This is a genomic window from Sorangiineae bacterium MSr11954, from assembly GCA_037157815.1.
In the GTDB taxonomy this organism is placed as follows: domain Bacteria; phylum Myxococcota_A; class Polyangia; order Polyangiales; family Polyangiaceae; genus Pendulispora; species Pendulispora albinea.
This window is the reverse complement of the sequence record CP089984.1, coordinates 10,907,049-10,925,088: the sequence shown is the minus strand read 5'-3', so window position 1 is coordinate 10,925,088 and position 18,040 is coordinate 10,907,049. Positions and strand designations below refer to the sequence as shown.

Genomic DNA, 18,040 nt, shown 5'->3' with positions numbered 1-18,040 from the left:
AACGGTGACGGAACCCAAATTCGGCGCGTCTGCCATTTTCGCCGTTGGCGCGTGTCGCGTGTCGCGTGTCGCGTGTCGCGCGTCGCGTTACAGCGACATCGGAGTGGGCATGAAGAGGAGCACCAGCATCGCCAAGGTGAAGATGGCGATCGCCGCGCGCCCGGTGCCGAGCGGATTTTGACCCACGGCCGGGTGCTCGAAGAGCGTGTGCGAACGGAGCGCACCCCAACGGATTTCCATCGTCAGGAGGAGCCCCAACCCGCCAAACCACGCCAGCCACAAAAGAACGCTGGTGGAGCTGCGGCCCACATCGGCGACCGCCCACAAACCGACCAGGGCGAAGAGGCGCGTTCGGATCGACAGGGTCTCGCCGGCGCGCGCGGGCTCCTGGCTCGACAAGGTGCCGAGCACCGCCAAGAGCTCGAACAGGCCAAACCAAAAGAGCGAATTTTGAACGTGCTGCCCGAGCCTCACCAGGCCGAAGCCGGCGCGGAGATCGCGGAAGAGGAGGCTCGTGAGGCTCACGAAGAAGAACGCCAGCAGCGAGCGGTGCACATAGACCGAGACGCGGTTTTGGCGCGGGCCCAAGAGGGCGTACGCGATGTGCCCGCCGTCGAGCTGCCCGATGGGCAGCAGGTTGATCATGGTGATGAAGAAGCCAATCCACGCGGCGTACCCCACGGGCGAGAGCACCAAGTCCATGTCCGGCGGCACCGCGGGGGCCAGGTGATTGAACAGGCGTGTGAGGATCGAGTCGCCCAGTGAGGCGGCGTCCGGGTTCATGGGGGCCCAGCTGGAGTGCGTCGCGCCCCACATGTACGCGGGGATGGCGACGGTGAGCCCCGCGAGCGGGCCCGATGCTCCGATGTCGAGCAGCGCGCGCCGGTTCGGGATGTTGCCCCGCATGCGGATGACCGCGCCCATCGTGCCGAAGGGGGAGATGGGGTACGGGATGGGGATGAAGAACGGAAGCGACGCGTCCACCTTGTGAAGGCGCGCCGCGATGAAATGCCCCAGCTCGTGGGCGACCAAAATGGCGAGCAAGGTGGCCGTGAACTGCGCGCCGCTCTTCACCGCGAGGGGCGAGCGCAAGAGGGCCCACGGCGAGAGATCCCCCAGGTCGGGCGCGGTCTGCATCCCCGTCCAGAAGACGCTCGCGGCGGTGGCGAGAAAGAGCCATAGGTTGGCGCGCCACGCGAGAGGGCGGGAGGCCGCGCGCTCCTCGCCCGATGCGCGGCCCTCGCTATTCACGGAGTGCGTCACGGAGGGCGGTGGCGAGTCGCTCGAGTTGTGGGGAGAGCCTGGCATCCAGCGATCCAAGGTCGGTATGAAGGGAGAGAGAGCCCGAAGCAAGCTCCGGATTTTCCTGAATGTCGATGCACTCGGGCGGGAGCCCGAACGCGGAAAGATTGGACCGAAGCTCCTCCGCGTCGAGGGGGCACGCTTCGATCCGCACACGTCGTGCGCCGCGTGCCTCGGCCAAGGCTGCTCGAGCCATCTCGACGATACGATGGCGATCCACGCGAAGCGTTGCGCCAATGAGCCTCTCCGCCAACATCACGGCCAGCGCGACGGTGCGATCGAGATCCGCCTCGGCGCTTCGCTCCTGACGCTGCTGGAGCGCCAAAAACTGCGCGGCGAGCTCCGACTCCACGTCGGCCCGGGCCTCACGGTAGGCGCGCGCCCGCGCCCGCTCGGTCACCTCGTCGGCCTGCCGGTGCGCGTCGAGCACGGCGCGCGGGACGATGCGGCCGCGCAGCGCGCTCGATGGCGTCTCGCGCGGAAGCGACTTCGCCTCCTGCGCCTCGCCCTGCGGGACCACCCTTCCGCGCGTTACGTACGCCATGCTCGTCTCCGTTACTCCCAAGCCCGCTCCATGCGCTCCAGATCGCGCACGGTCGACTGAATCGCGTCCGCAAGCCGCCGCGCCCGCGCCGTTTTGGAGTCGCTGCCCGGCGCGAGCTCGCGCCACGTGTCCTCTTGGGCGTCGCCCAGCGCGGAGGCGGCCGCCGCGTCGTTCAGCACGATGCACGTGGACAAATACGCCTTGCGCCAGCTCATGACCGCGCACCCTCCGCTGCGGCTTGCCACACGTTACCGCGCGGGACGGCGCGACCTTCGGCGGCGAGCTTCTCCAGGTGCGCGCGCAGGCTCAAAAGGGCGAGGGGCCACAAGTGCATGGGCGTATCGTCGTACGCAGCGGCGACGAGTTCTTCCGCGGGGGCCCCGCCCGGTCCGGTGCGCACGAGCGCCGCGTGCACCTTGGCCTCGCGCATCAGGCGGTGCTCGATGTACCGGCGAAAGAGCGCCGAGGGCCCGTCGATGGGCTCACCGTGGGCCGGGAGCGCCAGCCGCGCGCCGAGCGCTTCGAGGCGGGCGAGCTGCTGGAGGTAAATGCGCATGTCCCCATCGCCCGGCGCGATGAGGATGGTGCCGACGCTGGCGACCATGTCGCCCACGACCACGGTTCCGCTCGCCGGTTCGTGAAGGCAAATGTGCCCGGGCGCATGTCCCGGCGTATGGAGCACGCTCCAGGACTCGGCGATGGGGCCATCGAGAACCAGCGCCTCGCCATCCTCGAGCCGGCGCGTCACGTGGTGCTGAACCGAGGGCTCCAGGCGCGACACCGTCTCCGGGTGCGCCCACACCGGCAGATCGAGCTCCCGGGCCAGAACGTCGAGCCCTCCCACGTGATCCGGGTGGTGGTGCGTGGCGAAGAGGGCCACCGGGCGGCGGCCGTTCGACGGGAGAGCGCGCGCCCATGCGAGAAAGGCACGCTGCTCGTCCTCGTACGGCGTGGCCGGTTCCACGAGCAGGACGTCGCGCGAGCCCAGCGCGTAGCTGTTCGTGTGCGTCGCCGGCAGCAAGGTAGGCGTGCGCGCCGGGAACAGCTCCAACGTGGCGGAGAGCTCGCGCGGACGAATCACCGCTCGACGACCAGCGCCAAGGCCTCGCCACCGCCGATGCAGATGGAGGCCATGCCGCGCTTTTTGCCCTGGTGCTTCAGGGCGTGGAGCAGGGTGGTCACGATGCGCGCGCCGCTGGCGCCGATGGGGTGCCCCAGGGCGCAGGCGCCGCCGCGCACATTGACCCGCTGCGGATCGAGGCCCAGCTGCTTGACCGCCACCATCGGGACGACCGCAAAGGCCTCGTTGATCTCGTAGAAGTCGATGTCGTTGGTGGAGAGGCCCGTGCGCTTGCACACGTTCTCGATGGCCTTGATGGGCGCCGTCGTGAACTTCTCCGGCTCCTGCGCCGCGCTTGCGTAGGCGACGATGCGGGCCAGCGGCTCGAGCTTGTGCGCCTTGACCGCCGCCTCGCTGGCGAGGACCAGCGCGCTGGCGCCGTCGTTGATGGACGAGGCGTTGGCGGCCGTGATGGTTCCGTCCTTGGAAAAAGCCGGCTTCAGCGAAGCAAACTTCGACGGATCGCCCTTGGCCGGGCCCTCGTCGAGCTTCACCTCGAGGGCCTCGCCTTTCCTCTGGGGCACCTTCACCGGTGTGATTTCGTTGTCGAACAGCCCCTCACGCTGCGCGGCAAGGGCGCGGCGGAAGGTCTCGCGGGTGTACTCGTCCTGCGCTTCGCGGGTGAAGCCGTACTCCTTGGCGCACGCGTCGCCGCAATTTCCCATGTGGACGTTGTTGTACGGGTCCCAGAGGCCGTCGAAGATCATGCCATCGACGATTTTCCCGTCGCCCATGCGGTACCCGCTCCGCGCCTTCTCCAGGTAGTAGGGTACATTCGACATCGATTCCATCCCGCCGGCGACCACGATCTCGGAATCGCCGAGCGCGACCGTTTTCGCGCCAAAGATGATGGCTTGGAGGCCCGATCCACACACCTTGCCGACGGTGGTGGCGGGGACGGTGTTGGGAATCCCTGCAAAAATCGAGGCTTGACGCGCCGGGGCCTGGCCGATGCCGGCCGAGAGCACGTTCCCCATGAACACCTCGCCCACCTGCTCGGGGGCCACCTTGGCACGCTCGAGAGCGCCTCGAATCGCGGCCGCACCCAGGTCCGGCGCGCGCAAGGCCGACAGGCTACCCAAAAAAGAACCGATTGGGGTTCGCGAGGCCGAAACGATGTAAACGGGTGCAGTCGTCGTCATGGCAAAATCTCCCTTGAATCAGGTCAAATCCTGCTGCACATCCTTAGCACTCCATCCCGCTCCGGGGGAGGATTGCTACGCCACGTCCGTAGGCTTAGTCTTCCAAGAGTACGGTGCCCCGTTCCATTCCTTGTCCTCACTGTGCACGCATGCACGACGAAGCTCTTCCCGTGTGCCCAACCACGGGAAGAAAAATGGCGGAAAGCACCCTCGGCTCGCCCGAGAGAGGGGGCGAGCGAGGCAGCCGCGGTCCGGCGCCAGCAGGAGCGAGCAGCTTCGCACCGCCCGAACGTAGGGTCATTCAGGAGCGCGGCGGGCGCCATCTGATCGGAAAACGAATCGATGGAAAGTACATCGTTCGTTCCGTCCTGGGCGAGGGCGGGATGGGCACCGTGTACGAGGCCGAGCACGCCGCCATCGGCCGCGCGGTCGCCGTCAAGGTGCTTCACCCTTCGCAGGCGCGCAAAAAGGTCAGCGTCAAACGCTTCCACCACGAGGCGCGCGCCGCGGGGGCCATCGGCCATCCCAACATTTGCGAGGTGTACGATCTGGGCGAGCTGGACGACGGCAGCCCGTACTTGGTGATGGAGCGCTTGGTCGGCGAAACCTTGGCCGATCGGATCGGCAGGCAAGGCGCGCTGCCGTTCGACGAGGTGCTCGATGTGCTTACGCAGGTCCTCTCCGGGCTCATCGCCGCCCACGAGAAGGGCATCGTGCACCGCGACATCAAGCCCGAGAATGTCTTTCTCACACGCAGGGTCGGCTGCCCGCCCATCGCCAAGCTGCTCGACTTCGGCGTCTCCAAGATGATCGCCACGGGTAATGGTGGCGATCGCGACGAGGAGATGCACCTGACCCGCACCGGCATGGTGATGGGCACGCCGTTTTACATGTCGCCGGAGCAAGCCCGGGGCGATCGCGATCTCGACGCGCGGGTCGATCTCTACGCGTGCGGCGTGATCATGTACGAGGCGCTCACGGCGCGCCGTCCGTTTCTGGCGCCCAACTACAACGCGCTCTTGCTCCAAATTCTGACCACGTCGCCGCGCCCCATGCGCGAGCTCCGGCCGAACATGCCGGACGGCGTGGAGCGCATCGTCGAGAAGGCCATGCGCCGCTCGCGCGACGAGCGCTACCGCTCCGCGGCCGAGTTCCAAGGCGATCTCAAGGTGTTGCGCGACGACTACAGCTTGCCCACGCGGCTTCACCCCATCTCGCCCGAGCTGGTCGAGGCGGCGCGCCAGTCGTTCCAGCGCTCCGTCACGCCCTCGGCGCCGCGCCCGGCCGTATCCTCCGACCACGAACCGCCGGCCACCGTGCGCCTCGACGATCCGCACGCGCGTGACGCCCGCGCCGCGCGCGCACCCGACCCCGACGACTTCGACGATATGCCGACGGAGATTCAGCGCACCGAGTATCGCCCCCGTCCGTACGATGACGACGACGAGGTCGCCGCCACCGAGGTCCGTCAGGACGCCATCGACATGCTGCGCGCCGCGCGCACGGGCCAGCGCCGCACCGCCTCGCCCGCGCCCCCCAACGACTTCGCGGACGAGACCACGGTGAAGACCGACGGCTCGGACGACGTGACCGAGATCATGCGCGAGGCGCGGGATCGGCTGCGCGGCTCGAAGAACCCGCGACGCTGATCGCACGGCCGCCCAGGAACGTGAGCAGCGCCAGGATCGCGAAGCGCCACGAGGCGGAGGGCGCGAGCGCGAGCACCGCCACCACCGCGGCGCCGCCCAAGGTGCGCCCGGTCTGAATGAGCCCCGTCACCGCGCCGCGCTTGGCCCAAGGCACGCGCGCTTGCGGCCCGACCAACGTCGCGTTGGCGGTGGCGCCGAGCCCGAGGCCCACGACGCCGAGCGCGGCGAAGACGGTGGTGCTCGAAGCGTGCAGGTGCGCGGCGATCGCCACCAGCACGGTCCCGACCGCCGAGAGCGAGAGGGCGGCCCGCGCGATCACGACCGTGCCGCTGCGAACGAGCAGCTTGACCCCCAGCGCCGAGCCCACCGCCCACGCGAGCAGAAAGGGCACCAGCGCGAACCCAGCCACCACCGCGCTCCCATGCCGCTCGGTCGCGAACCAAAGCGGCACGTACGCGGGCACGGCGTACATCAATCCACCGGCGAACAGGCTGCCCACGGCGCCCGCGCGAACCACCGGATCGGAGAGCTCCGCGAACGGCAGGATGGGCACCCTCGTCTTTCGCTCCTCCTGCATGAGCGCGAAGGCGAAGCCTCCGGCCAGCAGAAACAGCCCGGCGCGCACCGCGAGACCGAAGGGCGCTTCGCGCTCCAGACCGAGCAGAAAGGTGCCGGCCGAAACCGCGAAGAGCAACGTTCCCCGTACATCGATGTGCGAGCGGACGAAGGCGCGGAGCTCGGACAGCGATCCGATCCGGCCCGCGCGCGGCGGGTCGACGTACGAGGCCAGGAGCAGCGCGATGGCCGCGCAGCCGAAGGGAACGTTGACGAAGAAGACCCAGCGCCACGACATGGTGGAGACCATGAGGCCGCCGACCAGCGGACCGAGCGCGTTGGCCGCGCCCCACGCGGCCATGAAGAGCGCCTGCACCCGCGCGCGCTCCTCCAACGTGTAGAGATCGCCGATGACGGTGGGCACGAGCGGCCCGATGGCGCCGACCCCCAAGCCTTGGAGGGCGCGCGCAGCGATCAGCTCGTTCATGGATCGCGCGGCCCCGCACAGGACCGAGCCGAGCAAGAAGAGCATCATGCCGGCGGTGAAGATGGGGCGCCGTCCGGCGCGGTCGGCGAGCTTACTGAAAACGGGGATGGATACGGCGGAGGCAACGAGGAAGCTCGCGTAGACCCAGGAGAAGAGGTGCATCCCTCCGAGCTCCCGCACGATGCTGGGCATCGCGGTCGTCGGCACGGTTCCTTCGAACGCACTGACGACCAGCGCCGTCATCATGGCGAGGGTCGCGATCTTCCGTCGTGTCCCCGCGGTGGCTGCTGGTCCGTCCAGCAGCTGCGAAGACACCGATGAAGACATGCCCCGATGATGGGGTTTCAGACGCCATGCGTCGAGCGCATGACGAGAATAGTGGCCATGCAAATTTCGCATGGTAGAGAGAGGGACGCATGGACGAAAGCGAGCTCCGCGCCTTCACCGCCCTCGCCCGCGAGCAGCGCTTCACGCGCGCGGCGCGGTCGCTCGGCGTCTCGCAGCCCACCTTGTCGCGCCTCGTTCAGCGGCTCGAGAAGCAGCTGGGGGCCAAGCTGGTCGTGCGCGCCCCACAAGGCGTGGTGCTGACCGACGCCGGCGAACGCTTCTTGTCGCACGCCGAGCGGGCGCTGGCGTCGATCGACTCCGGCATCGCCGAGGTGAGCGAGCTCGCGGGCGAGCCGCGCGGGGAGGTGAAGCTGGGCGCGCTCCCGACCATCAACGCGTACGTGCTCCCTCCGGTGGTCGCGGCCTTTCACAAGGCGCACCCGGCGGTGAAGTTGATCGTGCACGAGGGGTTCTCCTCGACCCTCGAGGCCAAGGTCGTGCGCGGCGAGCTCGATCTGGCCATCGTGCAGCACCCGCCCAAGAGCGAAGAGGTCTCCGCCCTGTTCCTCTGGAGCGAGGCCCATTGGCTGGCCGTTCCTCCCAACCACCGGCTCGCGGGGAGCAAGAAGCCCATCGCGCTGCAAGCCCTGATCGACGAGCACTTCGTGGTCATCCCCGGCATGCCCGGTATGCGCAAGATGGAGGAGATCTGCGCGGCCGCCGGCAAGCGCCCGCAGATCGCGCTCGAGACGGAGAACCTGGAGAGCGTGCGGCGCATGATCGAGGCGGGCCTCGGCATCTCGCTGGTCCCCGCGCTGATGGCGCGCGACAAGCGCTGGCGCGTCGACCCCATTCCCATCGCCGGCGGGGTCGTCTCCCGCGACGTGGGCGTCGTTCACCGCGGCGCGGGGTACCTCACGGCCGCGACCCGCGCCTTGCGCAACGCCATCGTGGCCTATGTGAAGTCGCAGAAGTTCTAGCGTCCTCGCGATGCGCTGGAAGATTCGGTTCGTCCCCTGGAGGAGCTCGCTTCAGGTTCGCTCGGACGGCGCCGTGAACTTTTCACGCGGAACGGATTTCCCAGGCTGGACAACGAGTCGTTCACCCGTGCGCACACGGTATCCTGCGTAAGACGCGCGCCCAAAGAATGGCACCAGACTTGATAGCCGACCGTATTCTTGCGTGTTCGCGCATGGCTCCCGTGCGGCCCTCATTCCCACACCGTCATTCCCACCATCCCGGTGATCGCCCGATGATCGACTCGAATGAATTGGATACGTCCTGGCTCACCCCGAACGCGTTCGGGTGTCGGCGATGATGGGCGCTCGCCAGGCCAATCCGGTCGCCGTGCCGCGCTCGGGCATCGCCTTGCTCCTGCCGATGTTCGCGATCGCGCTGTTCATGAGCGCGACGCTCCTGTTCTGCGTGCAGCCGATGATCGGCAAAATGCTCCTGCCGCTCCTCGGCGGGGCGCCCGCGGTGTGGGTCACGTGCATGGTGTTCTTTCAGGCCGCGCTGCTCGTGGGCTACGGGTACTCGCACCTGCTCACGCACCACGTGAAGGTGCGCGGCCAAGTGCTGGTGCACTCGCTCGTGCTCTTGCTGCCGCTCTTGTTCCTGCCGCTCGCGTTCTCGGGCGATGAAACGGCCACGTGGGATCCGGCGGCGACGCCGGTCTGGCGCTTGATGGCCCTGCTCGCCGTGCGCGTCGGCTTGCCGTTCGTCGTGGTGTCGACCAGCGCGCCGCTGCTTCAGAGGTGGTTCTCGACCATCGGTCACCCCTCCGGAAAAGACCCGTACTTCCTGTACGCCGCCAGCAACGCGGGCAGCATGCTCGCGCTCGCGGCGTACCCCGCCGTGATGGAGCCGACCATGCGGCTCGCGGAGCAGTCGTCGTTCTGGCGCTGGGCGTACATCGGTTTCATCGTGCTGGTCATGGCGTGCGGCGCGGTCGTCCTCAAGCGCGCGCCGGAGGTCGCGGCGGCGGAGGCGAAGGCCGGTCCCGCGGCGCACGAAGGCGCGGCGGAGGGCGACGAGGCGGAGCCGGATCGCGCGATTGGCTTGGGGGATCGCCTGCGGTGGATTGGGCTGTCGTTCGTTCCCTCGAGCATGCTGCTCGGCGTGACCACGTACGTCACCACGGACATCGCGGCGACGCCGCTCTTCTGGGTGCTGCCGCTGGCGCTCTATCTCCTGACGTTCATCTTGGTCTTCGCCAAGCGCCCGCCCATCTCGCACGAGCGCTCGGTGGCGGTGCTGCCGTTTCTGACCACCATCACCGTCCTGATCTACATCGGCGAGTTTGCTCGCCCGGCGTGGCTGTTCATCACCCCGCACCTGTTGCTCCTCTTCTTCGCGTCGATGGTCGGCCACGGCGCCCTCGCCAAGGACCGTCCGCCGGCCAAGCACCTCACGGAGTTCTTCTTCTGGATCAGCGTCGGCGGCGTGCTGGGCGGGATCTTCAACGGCATCGTGGCGCCGCTCGTCTTCGATCGCGTCATCGAGTACCCGCTCGCCATCGCGCTCGCGTGCCTCTGCCGCGCCGAGAGCCTTCGCGCCCCGCCCGAGGAGCGCCGGCGCGATCTCCTGGTGCCGCTGGCGCTGGGGGCCATCACTGCGGGCCTCGTCCTCGCGCTGCGCGCCTGGGGGATGCCGTCGATCAAGAACGACATTTCCTTCGCCATCTTCGCGTTGGCCGTCTTCGTCAACCACACCACCAAGAAGCACCCGCTGCGCTTCGCGCTCGGCGTGGGCGCGGTGCTCGCGGCCAGCTATTTCAACTACGGCGCCATCGGGCGCACCGTTTACGTGGCGCGCAACTTCTTTGGCGTGGTGAAGGTGACGCACGACGAGACGGATAAGTTCGTTCAGATCGTGCACGGGAGCACCTTGCACGGTCTTCAGTTCCTCGATCCGGCCAAGCGCAACGTGGCCACGGCCTACTACCACGCGACCGGACCTTTGGGGCAGGTGATCGAGATGTACCGCGCCCACCCCGCCGCGTCGAGCAACGCGGTCATCGGCCTGGGCGCGGGCGCCATCTCCACGTACGCGCGTCCGGGCGAGACATGGACGTACTACGAGATCGATCCCATCGTCGAAATCGTGGCGCGCGATCCGCGCTACTTCACCTTCGTCCACGACTCGTTCCCCGATCCGAGCGCCCTGCGCATCGAGCTCGGCGACGCGCGCCTCAAGATCCGCAACGCGCCCGATCACGGCTACGGGCTGCTCATCCTCGACGCGTTCTCGAGCGACTCGGTGCCGGTGCACCTGGTGACGCGCGAGGCGATGGCGCTCTACCTCGCCAAGCTGGCGCCCGGCGGCATCCTGGCGTTCCACGTCACCAACCGGCACCTCGATCTGCGTCCGGTCTTCGCCAGCGTGGCGCACGACGCGGGGCTCGTCTTGTACGGGCGCTCCGATCTCCAGGTGTCGGACGATTTGACCGTCTCCAACGGCAAGACGGGCTCGCGCTGGCTCGTCGCAGCGCGCGACGCAGAGACGCTCCGCGCCATCGCCAGCGATCCGCAGTGGGAGCGGCTCGAGGCCGATCCCGCGCGGCGCCCCTGGACGGACGACTTTTCGAACATTCTGTCCGTCTATCGGTGGTAGACGCGGCCCCGCGGGGGCGTTTGCCGCGCCTACCGACGGCGGCTCACCGCTCCCGCGCGACGGCGGCTCACCGCCTCACCGCTCCCGCGCGACGGCGGCGCTGAAATCGCCGGAGGCGCGCAGGTTATCGGTGTCGTCCCCGCCGCCTTCGCCGCCGCCGCCGTAGTCTTCGAACGACTCGGGGACGGCGCTCACGCCGGTCTCCGGGTCGTCGGCGAAGAACTCGAGCAGCTCGTCGCGCCGGGCGCGCGCGTCGGCGCGGCCCATCTCGATGAGCTGGCGGCAGAATTGGCCGTCGAAGAGCAGGTAGCTCGCCAGATCGGCCTCGTCGCCCACGCCGAAGTCGAGCATCGAGAGCAGCCGCTTGGTCACGAAGGGATCGCCTCGGTAACGTCCGCGGCGCACGAAGTCGGACGCCATGCGGCCCATGTTCTCGCTCGGCCGCACGTTCACGCAGTGGACGTGTTTGTACGCGGGCGCGTTTCGCTTGGTGGCCGCCGTGTTGAGCCGCTCGAGGAAGTCCGTGCCGAAGGTGCTCGTTCCATCCTCGATGACGTGGTTGATGCGCGTCAGGAGCTCGATGTCCGTGTCCAAGTGATCGAGCAAGAACGCGTTCAGCACCTTGCCCAACAGAAACGCGGCGGCCGGCATCTCGGTGGTCTTGCGCGGGCCCTCGCTGCCGAGCGGACCGTGCACCACCTGCGAGCTGCCCATGGCGAAGATGTGCGTGGCCCCGAGGCGCAGGGCTGGCGCGATGGGGGTGTTCTGGCGCAGGCCCCCATCGAGGTACAGCTCGCGATCGATGCGCACCGGTGGAAAGAGCAGCGGGATGGCCGCGCTCGCGAGCGCGTGGTGCGGCCCCACGTGGCACGACCGAAAGACGGTGCGCGGCGGCGGCGTCTCGGGGATCGTCCAGTGCGGTGACGTCTGCATGAACACCACCGTGCGCCCGCGCGAGACCTCCGTGCACGAGACGCTGAGCGCCAAGAGCTGCCGCCGCCGGAGGCACCGGCTCACCGCGCGCCAGCTGATCTCACGGGTGACGATTTCGGCCATCGGCCGCGCATCGAAGAGCCCGTACCCATCGCCCGTGCCGCCGAGCACCAGGCGCGGCAGGCTGAGCACCTGGCGCACGCCGAAGCCCAGCACGCGCGGCAGCTGCAGCTCGCTCCAAAGGTCGACCAGCCGGCGCATGCCCAGCACGGGATCGCCCAAGTGCGCGGCGAGGTAGCACGCGTTGATGGCGCCGATGCTGGTTCCGCAGAGGATGTCGATCTTCGGCGGCCGCCCGCGGATGCGCGTCAGCTCGTCGAAGATGTACCAGAGCACCCCCACTTCGTAGGCTCCGCGCGCGCCGCCCCCGGAGAGGATCATGGCGACGCGCCGTCCACTTGGCTGCGCTGGCGGTCGATTCGGGGTCATGCGAGCTCACTCATGGTTCCAGGGATTCGGACACACCGGATAGAACTACTTGCGGCACCGGTGTTTTGTCGAACAAACCGCTGACGACGGGACGTTCGAGAAACAACGTACGCAACCGCGCATCGCGGATGCTCGAGGCGACGGCCACCGCATGGTCGACCGCGCGTTGATGGGCTTGGGGCGCTTGCGGCGAGCCGGCACGCTTGAGCGCGTCGGCGCAAAGAACCCGAATCTCGACGCCATACTCGCACCCTTGCAAAGTCTCCACCGCGCCCAGCACGGTGGTGGCCAGCAAGGTCGCGGCGTGCATTTCCCCCGCTTCGACCCGCGCCGCGGCCTCGATGGCGAGGCCGTAGAAGTGGAAGCTCACCAGGGAGCGATCCTCGGCCGTGCGCCGCGCCTCGATGGCCTGCACGATGGCCGCGTGCGCGTTGCGCCGCAAGCGCTGCAGCTCGGCGCGAATGACGAGCTCGTGCGTCTCATCGTACGCGTTGTGGGTGACCGCGGTGAGCGCCGACGCCTGCTCGAGGAAATGCTCGGCTTCGTCGAGCTGACCCGTTTCGGCCATCACCTCTGCGCTCACCGTGAGCGTGTCCGCGTGCGCATCTTGATCGTTGTAGCGAACGTGCGCGTCGCGCGCGCGCTTCAAGTACGCCAGCGCCCTCGGGATGTCGCCCACCTTCGCGTAGGCGTGGCCGATGTTGGTGAGCGTGTTGGCCAGCTGAAAGCGCCCGCCGATGGCCAGATCGAGCTGGATCGACTCGAAGGCGAGCGCGATGGAATCCTCGTAGCGCCCCTGGCAGAACAGCGCAAACGCCAGGGTGTGCTTGGCACGCGCCTCCTGCCGTCGCGCCCCCACCTTGCGAAAGACGGCGATGGCATCGACGTACGAGTCCACCGCCTCGCGCACGCGCCCCACCCGGCGCAGCAAGACCCCGCGCGCGCGCAGCACGTCGGCCCGCGCGCGCGGCGGCACCTGGGGGTTCACGTTGGGATCGCACGCGGCGAGGGCGCGATCGGAGGCCGCGAGCGCGCCTTGCACGCTCCCGAGCTCGCGCAAAAATTCGCTCACCATCGCCTCGGCGTCGATCTCGTAGTTGGGGATCTGGCACCCGTGCGCGACCTCGGCCGCGCGCCGCGCCAGCGGCAGACCGTGCGCGAGGCGCCCGTCGTCCAGATCGAAGCGCGCCGAGCGGAGCAGCGCCAAGCACGTGACCCGCGGCGTTCCTTGGGCGCGCGCCAGCTTGCGCAGGGCCTCGAGGTGGCGGATGCGCTCCAGGCGCCGGCCGAGCACGCGAAAGATCGACTCGAGCGATTCGTGCGCCACCACCCGCCGCGCATCGCTCAGCGGCAGGTACGCCAGCGCGCGGTTGTAGTAGCGCACCGCCAGCGGCACCTGGTTGCCGTTCTTCGCCGCCAGGGCGGCCTCGAGGTAAAAATCCGCGGCTTGCTCCCCCGCCTCGCCGCGCGCCAAGTGCCGCGCCACGATGGCGGCCGAGAGCCCGCGCCCCACATTCGTTCGACCGAGGTGCTCGCCCAAGGTGCGGTGCATCACCACGCGATCGCCCGGCGCCAGCGCCAAGTAGGCGACGTCGCGCGTGAGCGGGTGGCGAAAGTCGATGACGTCGCCCTTGCGATCGCAGAGGCCGCGCGCGCAGAGCCGGACGACCGCATCGTCGCCTTGGGCGCGGGTCAGACGCGTCAGATCGCCCAACAAGAGCGGCCCGCCTGCGATGGCGAGCCAATCGATCACGGCGTGCTCTTCGCGCGGAAGCTCGCGCAGGCGATCGCCGAGGAGCTGCTCCAAGGTCGACGGAAGCCCGGTGAGCCCGCCCTCGGAGCGCTCGGTGCGCACCAGCACGTGCTCGATGCGGTCGGGCGCGCCAGCTCCGGGCGCACCTGCGTCGCTGGGGTCGCCCGCGATGCGCTCCTCTCGGATCTCCAAGGTTCCGCGCTCGAGCAGCGCGTCGACCATCTCGAGCAGGAAAAACGGGTTGCCGCCCACCCGCGGCAAAAGATCCGCGCACACGTTGCGGACGCCTTTGCGTACCCCCAGCCGTGTCTCGACCAAGCGCACCTGCTCGTCGCTCGAGAGCGCCTGCAGCTCGATGCGCACCACGCCGTCGAGCAGGGCGGTGCTTCGGTCGTCGGGCCGCGAGACCAGCAGGATGAGGAGCGGCAGCGGATCGTCGGAGTGGATGATCTCGCCCAGCAGATCGTGGCTCTGTTTGTCGGCCCACTGGAGCCCTTCCACCACCAGCACCAACGGCTGTTGCAGCGCGATGGCCGCGAGCAGCGCGCGCAGGCCTTGGCTCACCAGCTTGCGGCGGTAGTTCGCGTGCTCGTCGTCTCCGCCGCCCAGCGGGCGGTTCGTCGCCAGCTCCGCGAGGCGCGCCACCACCGGGTGCGACGCGTCGCCTTGGGCGCTGCCACCGCCGGCGCGCGCCACCAGATCGACCACGTCGTCGAACGGCTCTTCGCCGGTGGTGCCGATGGCGTCGCGCACGATGTCGCCGGCGGCGCTGAAGGGCACCTCCATCTTCACCGGCGAGCACGTGGCCCGCACGATGCGCGCGTTCGGCGGGAGCTCCGCGAGGAACGTGGTGACCAGCGCGGTCTTGCCGATGCCCATCTCGCCCACGACCGCCCGCGCCGTCAGCTTGCCGCTGCCGTCCCCGCTGCCCGAGCTCACCGCGCGATGGTAAGCGGCGTGCAAATCGGCCTTCTCCGCGTCGCGCCCGACCAAGTCGTTCGGCGCGGCCGACAGCTCCGCCAAGCGCTCCTCGCGCGACAAGCTCCGCTCCAGCGCATAAATGCGCATGGTCGGCGGCACGTTGTCCACCGAGGCCCGCGGATCGAGCTGCAAGGTCGTCGCATCGCCCCAGCGAAAATCGCGTCGTACCAATCGGTACACTCCGCCGGCCACCCAGGTGCGCCCGCGCGGCGTCTCCTGCCCCACCACGTCCGCCAAATACGTGGCCGGATCGTGCAGGCGGTAGCGCACCAGGTTTCCGTGCGGATCGCGCGCGCCCGAGGCGATGCCGCGCACGATGCCCAGCGACGCACCCAGCGCGATGGGCAGATCCTCGGTCATCCCGGAGATGGCCTCGTGTGTATCGAGCGCGAGCCACGCGGCCTCGAAGGCGGCGCGGCCCGGGTTGCGCGTGAGCCCGGCGACCGCCCGAGCCTCGGTGTCGCTGGACCAGATCCAACAGCGCATGCCCCGCTTGTAGGCGATGTCCCCGAGCATGGTCCGCAGTCGGTCGAGGGTGCGCTCACCCAACGCGCGATCGCGCTCGAGGAGCTCCTCTACGCCATGGAGCCGCAAGGTGACCACCGCCACGTGGCGCACCTCGCGCGGGCCGGTGGGTCTTCCGCGCTCCGACGCCGGCGGCGGGATGGAGCGCTCGATCCGCAGCGGCGCGCTGTTCAAGTGCGAGAGCCCGAGGGCGAAGTCCACGCTGCTCTTCGCCAGGGGCACCGCCGCCTGCGTGCGCTGTTCGAGGCTGCTCGGCACGGAGGGGACGTTCTCCTCCACCGAGACTTTTGCCGCCCCCCGGATCGACCCCGCGTCGCCGGCGAGCTCCCCGGCGAGGCTCGATGCCCCGAGCTCGTGCTCGTCGTCCGCGCTCGGCGCCACCGTGATGGACGGCGGAAAGCTCGCGCCCGGGACATTCGCCCCGTCGTCGTTGGCGCTGCTCTCGTTGCTGCGCGGCGCGACCAGCTGCGCGATGGTCGCCTCCAAGGTCGACGCGTCGACGAGCACCTGCTTGGCCAAGAGCGCCCGTGCGATCGCGGCCGACAGATCGCGCGCCGTGGCGTAGCGATCCTCGCGCCGCGGCTCCAGCGCCTTCATGGCGATGGCCTCGAGCTCCGTCGGCACGTCGCGCACGTACGTGCTGGGCGGCTCCACGAACCCCGAGCGAACGATGTCGAGCAGCGCTTCGCCACCGAGCCCGCCGTGGATGGGGCGCCCCGCCAGGATCTCCCAAAAAATGACCCCCAGCGCATACAAATCGCTGCGCCGATCCACGTTCTCGCCGCGGGCCTGCTCGGGCGACATGTACCCGAACTTGCCCTTGATGACCCCCGTCTCCTCCACGAACAGCCGCGCGCTGGCGATGCCGAAATCGGCGATCTTCACCGCGCCCTCGTACGACAAGAGCACGTTCTGCGGCGAAACATCGCGGTGCACGATGTCGAGCGGCGCGCCGCCCTCGTCCTTCTTCTCGTGCGCGTAGTGCAGCCCCTTGGCGGCCTCGGCGATCGCCCACGCGCCGACCCATGGCGGGAGGCGCGTCCCTTTTGCCTTGGCGCTGGCCATCAGCATCCCGAGGTCCGGGCCCTCGACATACTCCATGGCGAGCAACTGCCCCTCATCGCCCCCGTCGTAAAACTCGAAGACCTGAACGACGTTGGGATGATTCAGCCGGGTCGCGAGCTGCGCCTCCTCGATGAACATCGCGCGAAACCGCCGCGACGCTCCATGCGTCGGCAAAATCCGCTTGACCACGAGCAGCTTGAACGTCCCCTCGGCGCCCCTCTTCTTGGCGAGGAACACCTCGGCCATTCCCCCGGCCCCCAGTCGGCGCACCACCTCGAAGTGCGCAAGCTGATGGGGGGCGGCACGTGCTGCCATGCGCCATCCATTGTAATCCCTGTCGCCGCAAAACGCTCTACGCTCGAGCTCCTTCCTGACATGAACCTTCCTGCGGTCACCCATCGATCAAGCCGCGCGGAAAATTTCGTCGTCACGCGGCGCAGGCCTCACGATGGCGTCCCATGACGTCGCACCCCCACGACGCGCTTTTCCGCGCCGTTTTCTCGGAGCCCGAGAACGCATCGGGCGAGCTCCAGGCCGTGCTCCCACCGTCGCTGGCGGCGCGCTTCGACTGGAGCACCCTCCGCCACGAGCCGGGCAGCTTCGTCGACGAAGCGTTCGTGGGGCGGCACACGGACCTCCTCTTCTCGGTGTCGCTCCGCCACAATCGCGCCGAGCGCGCCTTCGCGTACGTGTTGATGGAGCATCAAAGCGAGCCGGATCGCTTCATGGTTCTTCGCGTGCTCGGCTACCAGGTTCGCATCTGGGAGCAGTTCTTGAAGGACCACCCCGACGCGAAACGCCTTCCGGCGATCCTCCCTATCGTCGTTCACCATGGGGAGCGCGGCTGGCACGAGGCGGTGCGCTTCTCGGAGATCCTCGCGATCGAGCCCGACGACTACGCCGAGCTCAGCGAATTCGTTCCGAGCTTTCGGTTCATGCTGGATGACCTCATCCAGGTGAGCGACGAAGAGCTACGCGATCGCGCGACGGCCACGGCCTACGCCCGCCTCGCGCTCTTCTTCCTCAAACAAACGCGACGTGGCGACGCATTGGTGCAGGGCTTACACGTATTCTCCGCGCTGCTCCGCGAGCTCTGGCGCACTCCCCGCGGCGAAGCGGCCCTGGCGACGCTCCTGCGCTATTATGTCACCGTGAAAGAAGGGACGACCGAGCCGCTACGGCAAGCCGTGGTGGCTGCGATCGGTCCAAAGGTCGAAGGAGTGCTCATGACGATCGCGGAAAACTGGGTAGCGCAGGGCTTGCTCAAGGGCAAAGCCGAGACATTGCTCGAGGTGCTCGAAGCCCGCGGTCTCCGTGTGACGAGCGAACAGCGCGCGCGGATCCTCGCGTGCACGGACCCGACGCAGCTCTCGCGCTGGGCCAAAACGGTCGTTACGGCGACGTCCGCCGACGCGCTCTTCGCACCCTAGCGCAAACGAGACACGGCGCCCGCACGACTACGTCTCGTGCGCCTCGGTGATGTCAGCGTGAAAAAAGGGACGACCGAGCCGCTATGGCAAGCCGTGATGGCTGCGATCGGTCCAAAGGTCGAA

Annotated in this window: 12 protein-coding genes; 4 read left to right on the top strand and 8 right to left on the bottom strand. The window is 68.7% G+C overall.

The window, feature by feature from the left end; genetic code table 11:
* Positions 1 to 87: 87 nt before the first annotated feature.
* The 5 genes from LZC94_42780 to LZC94_42760 are packed head-to-tail and all read right to left on the bottom strand — an operon-like array spanning position 88 to position 4,108.
* A complete protein-coding gene (locus LZC94_42780; GenBank protein ID WXB14539.1) occupies positions 88 to 1,251 on the bottom strand; it encodes a site-2 protease family protein in 1,164 nt (387 codons plus the stop codon).
* Positions 1,244 to 1,846, bottom strand: coding sequence for a hypothetical protein (locus LZC94_42775; GenBank protein WXB14538.1), 603 nt, complete (start codon positions 1,844 to 1,846; stop codon positions 1,244 to 1,246). The genes LZC94_42780 and LZC94_42775 overlap by 8 nt, the downstream gene beginning before the upstream one ends.
* Before the next feature lie 11 nt (positions 1,847 to 1,857).
* Entirely contained in the window at positions 1,858 to 2,061 is a 204-nt protein-coding gene (locus LZC94_42770) for a hypothetical protein (GenBank protein WXB14537.1), read from the bottom strand.
* Entirely contained in the window at positions 2,058 to 2,927 is an 870-nt protein-coding gene (locus LZC94_42765) for an MBL fold metallo-hydrolase (GenBank protein ID WXB14536.1), read from the bottom strand. Before LZC94_42765 ends, LZC94_42770 begins: the two co-directional genes overlap by 4 nt.
* Positions 2,924 to 4,108 carry a thiolase family protein gene (locus LZC94_42760; GenBank protein ID WXB14535.1) on the bottom strand — a complete coding sequence of 395 codons (1,185 nt, stop codon included), beginning with the start codon at positions 4,106 to 4,108 and terminating at the stop codon, positions 2,924 to 2,926. Before LZC94_42760 ends, LZC94_42765 begins: the two co-directional genes overlap by 4 nt.
* A gap of 194 nt (positions 4,109 to 4,302) precedes the next feature.
* On the opposite strand from LZC94_42760, the gene LZC94_42755 reads away from it, so the two are divergent.
* Complete coding sequence (locus LZC94_42755) at positions 4,303 to 5,757, top strand: serine/threonine protein kinase (GenBank protein WXB14534.1); 1,455 nt, start codon at positions 4,303 to 4,305, stop codon at positions 5,755 to 5,757.
* On the opposite strand, the gene LZC94_42750 is transcribed toward LZC94_42755, so the two are convergent.
* Positions 5,705 to 7,126, bottom strand: a complete 1,422-nt coding sequence (locus LZC94_42750; protein WXB14533.1) for an MFS transporter — start codon at positions 7,124 to 7,126, stop codon at positions 5,705 to 5,707. The genes LZC94_42755 and LZC94_42750 overlap by 53 nt on opposite strands.
* Before the next feature lie 89 nt (positions 7,127 to 7,215).
* Between LZC94_42750 and LZC94_42745 the strand changes: the two genes are divergently transcribed.
* Together LZC94_42745 and LZC94_42740 are read left to right on the top strand one after the other, a co-directional pair.
* Positions 7,216 to 8,106 (top strand): LysR family transcriptional regulator, encoded by an 891-nt coding sequence (locus tag LZC94_42745; protein WXB14532.1) that lies wholly within the window; start codon positions 7,216 to 7,218, stop codon positions 8,104 to 8,106.
* Positions 8,107 to 8,440: 334 nt separating this feature from the next.
* On the top strand, positions 8,441 to 10,741 hold the full coding sequence (locus LZC94_42740; GenBank protein WXB14531.1) for a fused MFS/spermidine synthase: 2,301 nt from the start codon (positions 8,441 to 8,443) through the stop codon (positions 10,739 to 10,741).
* 75 nt (positions 10,742 to 10,816) lie between these two features.
* On the opposite strand, the gene LZC94_42735 is transcribed toward LZC94_42740, so the two are convergent.
* Positions 10,817 to 12,163, bottom strand: coding sequence for a patatin-like phospholipase family protein (locus LZC94_42735; protein ID WXB14530.1), 1,347 nt, complete (start codon positions 12,161 to 12,163; stop codon positions 10,817 to 10,819).
* Positions 12,164 to 12,173: 10 nt separating this feature from the next.
* On the bottom strand, positions 12,174 to 16,802 hold the full coding sequence (locus tag LZC94_42730) for a protein kinase (GenBank protein ID WXB14529.1): 4,629 nt from the start codon (positions 16,800 to 16,802) through the stop codon (positions 12,174 to 12,176).
* A gap of 143 nt (positions 16,803 to 16,945) precedes the next feature.
* On the opposite strand from LZC94_42730, the gene LZC94_42725 reads away from it, so the two are divergent.
* Positions 16,946 to 17,917 (top strand): Rpn family recombination-promoting nuclease/putative transposase, encoded by a 972-nt coding sequence (locus LZC94_42725; protein WXB14528.1) that lies wholly within the window; start codon positions 16,946 to 16,948, stop codon positions 17,915 to 17,917.
* Positions 17,918 to 18,040 lie beyond the last annotated feature (123 nt).

Bases quoted from the DNA above. Each gene is read 5' to 3' on its own strand.
- LZC94_42755 (WXB14534.1), top strand. From the start codon at position 4,303: ATGGCGGAAAGCACCCTCGGCTCGCCCGAGAGAGGGGGCGAGCGAGGC.
- LZC94_42750 (WXB14533.1), bottom strand. From the start codon at position 7,126: ATGTCTTCATCGGTGTCTTCGCAGCTGCTGGACGGACCAGCAGCCACC.
- LZC94_42760 (WXB14535.1), bottom strand. From the start codon at position 4,108: ATGACGACGACTGCACCCGTTTACATCGTTTCGGCCTCGCGAACCCCA.
- LZC94_42770 (WXB14537.1), bottom strand. From the start codon at position 2,061: ATGAGCTGGCGCAAGGCGTATTTGTCCACGTGCATCGTGCTGAACGAC.
- LZC94_42730 (WXB14529.1), bottom strand. From the start codon at position 16,802: ATGGCAGCACGTGCCGCCCCCCATCAGCTTGCGCACTTCGAGGTGGTG.
- LZC94_42745 (WXB14532.1), top strand. From the start codon at position 7,216: ATGGACGAAAGCGAGCTCCGCGCCTTCACCGCCCTCGCCCGCGAGCAG.
- LZC94_42735 (WXB14530.1), bottom strand. From the start codon at position 12,163: ATGACCCCGAATCGACCGCCAGCGCAGCCAAGTGGACGGCGCGTCGCC.
- LZC94_42740 (WXB14531.1), top strand. From the start codon at position 8,441: ATGATGGGCGCTCGCCAGGCCAATCCGGTCGCCGTGCCGCGCTCGGGC.
- LZC94_42725 (WXB14528.1), top strand. From the start codon at position 16,946: ATGACGTCGCACCCCCACGACGCGCTTTTCCGCGCCGTTTTCTCGGAG.
- LZC94_42775 (WXB14538.1), bottom strand. From the start codon at position 1,846: ATGGCGTACGTAACGCGCGGAAGGGTGGTCCCGCAGGGCGAGGCGCAG.